This window comes from Nostoc sp., from assembly GCF_054880495.1.
This window is the reverse complement of record NZ_JBTYKD010000256.1, coordinates 1-8620: the sequence shown is the minus strand read 5'-3', so window position 1 is coordinate 8620 and position 8620 is coordinate 1. Positions and strand designations below refer to the sequence as shown.

The 8620-nt window shown below is 42.1% G+C and carries 7 protein-coding genes and 2 pseudogenes; 4 read left to right on the top strand and 5 right to left on the bottom strand.

The features are described 5' to 3' along the window. Positions 1 to 168, top strand: a 168-nt coding sequence (locus tag ACYTXL_RS23810; RefSeq protein ID WP_461926887.1) for a His/Gly/Thr/Pro-type tRNA ligase C-terminal domain-containing protein, incomplete at its 5' end; no start/stop codon positions are given. 687 nt (positions 169 to 855) lie between these two features. Here ACYTXL_RS23810 and ACYTXL_RS23805 read toward each other — a convergent pair. Continuing rightward, a pseudogene (locus ACYTXL_RS23805) lies at positions 856 to 2153 on the bottom strand (HEAT repeat domain-containing protein); the annotation flags it as partial. Between the two features lie 402 nt (positions 2154 to 2555). On the opposite strand from ACYTXL_RS23805, the gene ACYTXL_RS23800 reads away from it, so the two are divergent. Next, entirely contained in the window at positions 2556 to 2738 is a 183-nt protein-coding gene (locus ACYTXL_RS23800) for a hypothetical protein (protein WP_461926886.1), read from the top strand. Between the two features lie 38 nt (positions 2739 to 2776). Further along, a pseudogene (locus tag ACYTXL_RS23795) lies at positions 2777 to 2947 on the top strand (DUF4351 domain-containing protein); the annotation flags it as partial. Positions 2948 to 3118: 171 nt separating this feature from the next. On the opposite strand, the gene ACYTXL_RS23790 reads toward ACYTXL_RS23795, so the two are convergent. From ACYTXL_RS23790 to ACYTXL_RS23775, 4 genes are all read right to left on the bottom strand, one after another. Next, entirely contained in the window at positions 3119 to 3457 is a 339-nt protein-coding gene (locus tag ACYTXL_RS23790) for a hypothetical protein (RefSeq protein WP_461926885.1), read from the bottom strand. 136 nt (positions 3458 to 3593) lie between these two features. After that, entirely contained in the window at positions 3594 to 6161 is a 2568-nt protein-coding gene (locus tag ACYTXL_RS23785; protein WP_461926884.1) for an AAA-type ATPase lid domain-containing protein, read from the bottom strand. A gap of 134 nt (positions 6162 to 6295) precedes the next feature. Beyond that, complete coding sequence (locus ACYTXL_RS23780; RefSeq protein ID WP_461926883.1) at positions 6296 to 6601, bottom strand: hypothetical protein; 306 nt, start codon at positions 6599 to 6601, stop codon at positions 6296 to 6298. A 1-nt stretch (position 6602) separates the two neighbouring features. Beyond that, positions 6603 to 7235 (bottom strand): glucosaminidase domain-containing protein, encoded by a 633-nt coding sequence (locus ACYTXL_RS23775; RefSeq protein ID WP_461926882.1) that lies wholly within the window; start codon positions 7233 to 7235, stop codon positions 6603 to 6605. Positions 7236 to 7610: 375 nt separating this feature from the next. Between ACYTXL_RS23775 and ACYTXL_RS23770 the strand changes: the two genes are divergently transcribed. Then, the coding region (locus ACYTXL_RS23770; protein WP_461926881.1) for a bestrophin family protein at positions 7611 to 8620 on the top strand (1010 nt) is incomplete at its 3' end.

Here is an 8620-nt window from a genome sequence, read left to right as displayed (position 1 = left end):
AATGCAGAGAAAGAAAAAATACCCGTGATGGCTGTGGTGGGAGCTAAGGAAGTGGAAACTAACACCTTGAGTATCCGTACCCGCGCCTCTGGAGAATTGGGAGTTATACCCGTAGATGAGGTGGTGGATAAGATAAAGGATGCGATCGCTAAGTTCGAGAACTTTTAAAATCTAACCGCAGACGCACACTAATCACAATTGGTGTGCGTTTTGTTTAGTAGATCAGATCATTGGCTAGCTGGTAGGTTTTGGCAAAAGTGCGATATCTAGGGACTTCCAAATAAAAAAACATTCCAAATTTTCTTGTGGGACGGGTGAAGACACCCATCCCATATCCAGGGCGGGCAGGATGCCCACCCCACAAGATGGATAATTTATTTCTTGTCAGTCCCCTACGACGAGCTTCGCTTACGTAACGTATTTACAGCAGTTTTCATGTATTTGAACCACATCTGTCGTAGGGGCACAGCATTGCTGTGCTCCTACCCCATGATCTATTCACGAGTATCAAAGACTCGTTAACGGAGTTTAGAGGTGGATTCATCCAGTTCAAAGACTCGTTGACGGAGTTCAGAGGTGGATTCATCCAGTTCAAAGACTCGTTGACGGAGTTCAGAGGTGGATTCATCCAGTTCAAAGACTCATTTTAATTGAATTAAGAATTTACCCTTAGCCTATAAGTCTCTTTCTTACAGCGATTTTCAGGTAAATGAACCACGGATTTTTTGATCACGCTCCAGGCGCAGAGTCGCAGAGAGTAAGATGAGTTTGTGGTCTAAATACATGAAAACTGCTGTAATTACGAATTACGTTAGCGTAGCGGGGCGTAGCCCATTAGCAATTATATAATTCATCTCACGACCTTGGCCGCAATAATTGCACGAAGGTATCACTCACAGTATGGTCTTTGGTATCGGCGGCGTATTGAATTAATTTTTCCTTCAGTTCTTTGGCAGGATCTAAAGGCAGTAAGTTTAGTAGCAAAAAGTATACACCGCGAAAACGGGGGTCGCCCATGTGGTCAATCAGCCGATTTTTAGCTTCATCTTTCTCGCCCAGAAAGTTCTGCACCAAAAAGAAATCCATAATTTTATCGTGGCGGAAATACCATTCTCTCTTGGCTGCACCTTCTTCGTTTTGCCACTGACGGCTGACGACCATTTTATATTTCTCATCTTCTAAAGATTCTAATACTTTGAAAAATTCATCTGCGGGTAGCGCCTGTTCATCGTTCAGCCGCATTTGATAGACTGCATCGGAGAATTTTTTTAAGGGAAATTCCTGGTTCCACTCTTGAAGGTATTCGGCTGCCATCAAATTATATTGCTGTTGTTGCAGGTGAAACAAATCGGGGTATTCACCTTGGGAGATCATTAACGCCACAACTGTTAAATCCATTGGGTTAGAGAGAACCCTTTGGTTAGGCGTTAATTCCTCTGGTGATTGCTGGTTGCTGAGGGCTGTTGCTAGATAGCTAATACAGGCTTGCTCGTAATTATTACCCTGAACTTTGGCATCTTTCGGCAGTCGTGGCTGACGGGAAATCAAAAATTGCTGAATTTGGGTTTGCTCAAGGGGCTGTAATTTATATATCTTGGCTGTTGAGGGTGGTGTCCACTCTAGGAGCTGGGTAGTCATGATAATGTTACCCCGGAAATAGCTTTCGACAAACTGGCAGATTTTTGCCCTGGTGTGGGCTGTGACTTCGTTGAGTCCGTCAATGCAGATATCTAATGCACCACTGTAAATTAAATTCTTGAGAAAATCAGCGTTTTAGTCTCAGGAAAACCGAGCCATGTGAGCAGTGTTTTGACTTCATTAGTGCCGCCACTCAAGAAATATGTCAAAAATCGCCACTGTGCAAATTCTGATTGACCTGCGTAATAGATGCTATCCAGAATTACAACAATATTATTCAGGTTGAGTTGTTCTATCTTTCCCAATGCCTCTGCTGCACCTCTACGAACATCATTGTCAACGGTTTTATCCTTGAGGATGTCAGCGATGTCTTTGACGTAGGGTTTGGCAGCCTCCCCCAGATTTCCCAATGCCGATGCTGCACCTCTACGAACAATTGAGTCAACGGTTTTATCCTTGAGAATTTTGGCAGCTTTTTGAGCAATATCTTCCGGTTTCTTCCCTAGAGATTTTAAATCTTTCAGATCATATTCAACTAATTTGTTGAATGCAGACCCCTTTACTCCGTTCTGTCCATCATCAAGGGCAGCAACGATACTGTTAATTTGCCACGCTTCCGGCTTCGGCTCCGGCTGTTCTTTCGCGCTTACCCAAGGCAGGGCGAGGAGGAGAGTCAACAGCAGGATAAAGGGAAAAAGGAAAAAGGGCGACGATCGCTTTTTAATTATGTGCAGATACATTTGTATAATTCGTAATTTATTTAGTAATAAAGGCTGTTTTACTAGTAAATCAGGAACCGCTACAGTTATCTTTTTAATGTCTGATAACTCAACCTAGCCAGAAATGGAATATTAATGTAAATATTACAAGAATTTAAAAAGATACGGCCAGAGTATAATAATGAGCTTGCTTGAGCGATGGTGCGACGCCGAATAGCCCGTACTTCTCTACGAGACGCTGCGCGTAGCTGGCTTCCCGAAGGGTACGGCAAGCCACCTCGGCTGCGCTCGGCACAAGTCAGTAACCATCATAGACATTGCCCACTCAAACCACTGCACGAGATAATAACAATACCTCGTTCAATTGTTGGCGATCGTTAATGTCCTTTGATAACCTTCTCCGTCTGCTTACTTGAGGGGTGGGAGAATTACCCCAAGAAGTGCTAGACCGTATTCAAACTCTCTCCTTAGAACAATTAGAAAATCTCGGTGAAGCATTGTTGGATTTTCAGGCGATGCCTACGGCGGTAAACTACGCGGATTTAGAAACCTGGTTTAGTAGATTAGACGTAGGAGTGAAAATGACGTAGGTACAATTTATGAATTATGCCTACCAAGGATTTCGGGCAACCCCTAATTAATTTCACTCCTATATCTATTAGATGTAGATGAATTTTTCCATTTGAGCCAATGTCTGATGGCGCTAGGGGAAAAATAGTTTCAGAAGAACGAAAGCGAGTTGAGCTTGTTAAATCGCCACATTAGAGTTCAATTAACTTAAAGCCCCAAGGTTTGAGAGCTGCTAAAGCTATTTCTACATCTACACCTTCATAAACCTCCCATTCCAAGGGATGCTCTTTAGGATGTCCGTCGCCGACATTACCTGCAACTTTGATGATCGGACAGTTGGCGATGCGATCGCGCTCTAACCCTTTTGGTATTGCTAGTTCGATTTTATGACCCACAAACTTCGCTGTACTTTCATTAGCTACAGATTCACGGATTAAACAAATATCACCAGCAGTCCCCCAAGTAGTTTGGTAAATGTGGAGAAACGATATATAGGTTGCTGGTTTGATGGATCTTTTTAGAACGTGCATTATCGGTAATCCTTACATTATGAGTGAAAAATTATATGAGTATTTTCTATCACGTTCGTTGGGAAGAATGTTTTTAACTCACATTTTGCACCTAGCCCAGGCGATTAGAAACCGCCCGGTGGAATATATGTGAAGCTCAAAAGACGATAATTACCCACATACTAACTCCCAAAGCGATCGCTGCTAGGTGTTGCCAAAGGAGCGATAGCACTGGTTGCTTGGCAATCTTTTGCGTTAATAAGATAGTCAGCAACACGGAGAAAATTATCGTTGTACCTTGCAAAAAGGCAGTCACAGCCGGGTGAGCAACCAATATTGGCAATTGTTCAGCACTCAACCCAAAAGTAGCAAAGGCCACGGGTAAAATCCGCCCAGCTTCGCCTAAGCCCAAACGCAGATAGTGAGCCAAGTTTCCCCCCAACACCAATGGTAGGTAGCCATAGGCAAGTTCTACAAATGATCGAGGTTTATTATAATTTTGGATTTTGGATTTTGCGGCTTCGATATAGTTTGCTAACCAGTAAAACAGTTGCATCATTTTGTATCCCGCAAAGGTAAAAGCTACTGGCATAATTAACACTAGCAGCGATAATCCTAAGTGCTGCCAAAACTGAGTTAAATCCAGTTGTAAGCCCAACCAAGATAGCAACTCTGGTAAGCGATGCAGATATATACCACCCAACAGTAAAAACAATAATGCTACTTCATAGCTGCGGGGTACATGAGTTGTCCACAGTTCAATACCAGGGGGACGCAAATTGAATTCGACGGAACGATGGGGACAGGCTTTAAGGCAAGTCATGCACAGTACACAATCTCTGTTATCTTCTAACTGTGCGGGGTGCGAATATAAAGGACATCCATTGGTTTCCATCCCTTCGCCTTTTTGAGGTCCACCTTTATAACACTGATAAGTGGTGCAACTAGCAGAACAAATACCTTGCTGTGCGCGGAGTTCCGTCATGGAAAGTTTGGCAAATAAACCATTCATCCCGCCGATGGGACAGAGATACCGACACCAAAACCGCCGCTCAAAAATGGCAGAGAAAATCATCGCCCCGGCGGTAATTAATAGCAGCAAACAAGCGCTCAAGTAGGCAGTATTTTCTAAATGCCAGAGTTCTTCCCATAAGAAAATTAGGGTGAACAAGCCAAACATGAACCATCCGCCCCATTTCTCAGCTTGCTCTCTGGGCCAGCGCTTAAGTTTTCGAGGCCAGAGCCATAAAGATAACTTTTGGGTAATTTCCCCGTAAATCATGAAGGGACAAACAGAACACCAGATACGTCCCAAAAAGGGAAAGAGAAATAAGAAGAAAGGCCACCACCAAGCCCAAAATAGATTTAATCCGAAATTGCGATCGCGGGTTTGAGGCCCAATAAATAATACTGCAACCATGAGAGCAAAAGCCGTTGCAGTAAAACCATAGTTAATGCGATCGGGCCACCAGGGACTACGTAAAAACCGCCGTAAAGGAGGATAGGCGTTTAACAGATTCACCCGAAATCGTTTTTTCTTAGTTTCGGCTGGCCAGAAAATTTCTTCTGTTAATTCATTGGCACCCTCAGCTTGCACGATCGCCCGTTCTACCAGATTTTTCAATTCCTTGACATTGCCAGGGAAATCATAGGACTGTAGGCGGCGCAAAGCTTCTGGGGTGATGTGCGGTTTAGAAATGCCTCTAGCCCGAATGTAAAGACTAGTATAATATTCAACCTGTGCCTGAATATCAGCTTTCCGCACCCGTAGCGGTGGTACTTTAATAATGTGACCAACAGAACGTTCAATTGTCGGCTGAGTTTTTTCTGAAACAATCAGAATTCTGGCTTTACTGGGGCGAGCTTCGGCTACTGGCTCTCCAGAACGAGTCACGGGGGTATATGTGCCAGTTTTGAGCAACTGCGTCACCGGAGATAATAATTCTTCCGGCAATTCTTGGGTGTTGTTGAGAACTAGAGTACCTTCCCCCAACCATTCCAACAGTCCTGGTTTACCGCCAGCGCGACCGAATAAATCTGCACCGCTAGTCTGAAGAATACCACAATTTACTTTAATAATTGGTTCTCGCCGTTTTGGAGAGCCAAAGTGGATCAGGGCTGCTATATTGTCTTTTTCTAACCCGGGTTCTCCAAAAATATCCACTGATTTGCGATCAGCAGCCGCTTCTCGAATTTGCTCCCGCAGCCGCACAGCATAACGACTTGTACCCACAATACCGCGTTGCGCCTTGGTGACTAAATATGGTCGTAAAGCTACGGAACGCTCTTGTTCATAGCCCAGTGCAGATGTTACCTGAGCTAATTCTTGAACCAATTGGCGGGAAAAAGCCTGAGCAATTTCCGGGTATTGGGTGAATAATTCCCGAAATTTAGCAGCAGGTACAACCCACAAGTGACACTCAGTTACCGTAGTAATTGTGAATGGACTTAATTCATCCAACAGCAATTCTTTGAGTTCAATCACTGCTCCGGCGAGGAATCCACAAGCTAAGGCTGGGTTGCTTTGATTGCTGCTATTGCTTTCTAGTTGACCTTCTAGAAGAATATAAAGGGCTTCTGGAGGAGTGCCTTCGCTAACTAAGTCAGTTTCAGGTGGCACAACTTGTTCTTCAATTACTTGTGCGATCGCATTTAACGCTTCAGGCGAGAGAATTCCTAAAGTCGTGCGTTCTTGTAGCCATGTAACCGTTTCTGGAGATGTCATATTAAGTTCTCCGTGTAGGCTGCTGTATAACAAGAATTATCCCTTGAAAGCCACATAAAAAACTCCATCCCCTTGTGGGTGGAGTTCTTCTGCTAAAATCGGGCTTCGTCTAGCTTTTTACTGGTGGGTTAATTTCAAAGTGAATATGATGATCGTGACCAATCATTGGGGTACAAAGCCGTACTGCTAGCTGCAATGATTGACTGAAATAGTTTGATCGCGTCAAATAGTCCTCTGTCCCTGTCTGCACTGTTAGGATCGCCTACCCATGTGTAGCCTAGTTCATGCAATCGCGCTTTAACTGCCTTAACATCATCAGCTTTATTTACTGCGCCAATTCCCACAATACCACTGAGTTTAATTACCTTCGCTGTTGATAAACTTGATGGTGTAGGTTGTTGAGTCTTCTCATCCTCCTGATGATCGAAAGGAACAATCACTTTAATGTGGAGCTTTAGAGTTTGAGCAGCGATCGCCTTTTTGTTTAAAGACGAAATCAAATTTCCACCTGCCATCTTCTCTGATTGGTACATTGGAACCTGGAAATTTATCATCAACCATTAAGGACAAAACTTTACCATTATCCGCTAAACGTGCTATACCTTCAACTCTAAAACTTTGCCCTACTTCCACTTCTTGAGGCGCACGAATCACCTGAAGTCGTTCCACTAATGGGGGAATGACAACTCCCTCTGCATTAGCCAGCAATTTCTGGGCTTCTGGAAGCAAGTTCATAACTCTACTGACACAGTTAGGATCAGTTGAATAGCCTTTACCTTTGAGAAAGCCAAGGAAGTTTTCTGGCGTATTTGTATGTTCTTCTAAGCCTTTATAAGCAGAACGAGTTAAAAACTTCCAATAACCAATAATAAAAGCATCAACATCTGGGAATTTGCAGAACTCAACTTCTTCTGGCTCTGAAGGAACTTTCATTTTAAAAGGCTGGGCAAACCCCTTCATGTCAGGATATCGCCATTTCAATCCCGCAAAATTATTAGCATTGGCAGCAAAATAACTTTCCGCTCTAGCAGATTCTAGCAACCACTGAGCGAGATTAACTTCTTTTAGCTGCACGAACGGCAAGCTACCTCGGCTGCGCTCGGCACAAGTCAGTAACCATTGTAGACATCACTCTGTCGGTAAGAAAAAGTGAGTTTTTACTGTAAATAAATCTACATTTTGCCTAATTCCCTCATAAATCGTGAAATACCACGAACTTCAACCAATATAAGCATAAAAGCAAGTTAATGGTGAAGAACGGGAAGACAATCAAAAGTTTTACTGCCTCAAGAGGGTTCACAGAAATAAATTTTAATGTTAAAGTTACAATTTATGTTGATTATAGTTGTAGAAGAGTCGCTATCTGGAAATCTACATCTTGCTTAAGGAAGATAACTTTAGCTAAAAAACTTATCTTGCTAATTGATGTAATCGTCAAACGTGGTCAATATGAAACTACCTAACTATTTTCAAAGTAATTCCAAAAACTCTTTAATAGAAAAGTATCACCTTTACAAAGGCGAAAAATTGAACTGGCTTCAAGTAAGTCTTCGGCTTGAAAGCTCAATTATTGCTATCATTCTTCCTTGGGTACTTTTTTGTGCTGTATATGGCTTTTTAATATCATTTTTATATAATTTAGGATTCCCAGTAGCATTTTCAAATTCTAACAGTATTCTTACTAATGCTGTTTTAAGTTTTAATATTGGTTTTACATTACTATTAGTTTTTCGGACGAATACAGCCCATCAGAGATTTTGGGAAGGTCGTCAACTATGGGGAGGTTTAGTTAATACATCTCGCAACTTAAGTCGGGGAATTTGGATAATAGTTAAAGATAAGACACCGCAAGATAGATTAGAAAAAGAGGCAATACTTCGCTTAGTGACTGCTTTTGCAGTTGCAATGAAGTTACATCTAAGATCAGTACCTTTAGACATTCAGGTAGCATCCTTAATGTCTGAAAAACAATATTTACAACTTAAAGATACTAATCATCCTCCACTACAAATTGCTTACTGGATAGGAGATTACTTGCAATATCAGCATGACGTAAATTCTCTAAATGTCTATCAATTGACTACTCTACATAACTGCGTAGATGATTTAGTCGATATTTTAGGTGGTTGCGAACGTATTTTAAAAACGCCACTGCCTTTGATATATACTATTAAACTCAGACAATTGCTATTACTTTTTTGTCTGATATTACCTTTAGAAATTGTTAGCGTTTTGAATTGGTGGACTGGGATAATAATAGGTTTTGTAAGTTTTACATTATTAAGTATTGAACAAATGGGATCAGAAATCGAAGAACCTTTCGGGTTTGATCCCAATGACTTACCTTTAAATGCGATTTGCAATACAATCTCAAACAATGTTGAAGAATTAATCAGGGTTGCTTCTGACAATAGACCTCTTGCAAAAGTCCCTAACACCCCACCCCCAGCCCCTAAGAG

Coding starts and splice junctions, on each gene's coding strand:
- ACYTXL_RS23785 (WP_461926884.1), bottom strand. CDS start 6,161: ATGACATCTCCAGAAACGGTTACATGGCTACAAGAACGCACGACTTTA.
- ACYTXL_RS23790 (WP_461926885.1), bottom strand. CDS start 3,457: ATGCACGTTCTAAAAAGATCCATCAAACCAGCAACCTATATATCGTTT.
- ACYTXL_RS23800 (WP_461926886.1), top strand. CDS start 2,556: ATGGTGCGACGCCGAATAGCCCGTACTTCTCTACGAGACGCTGCGCGT.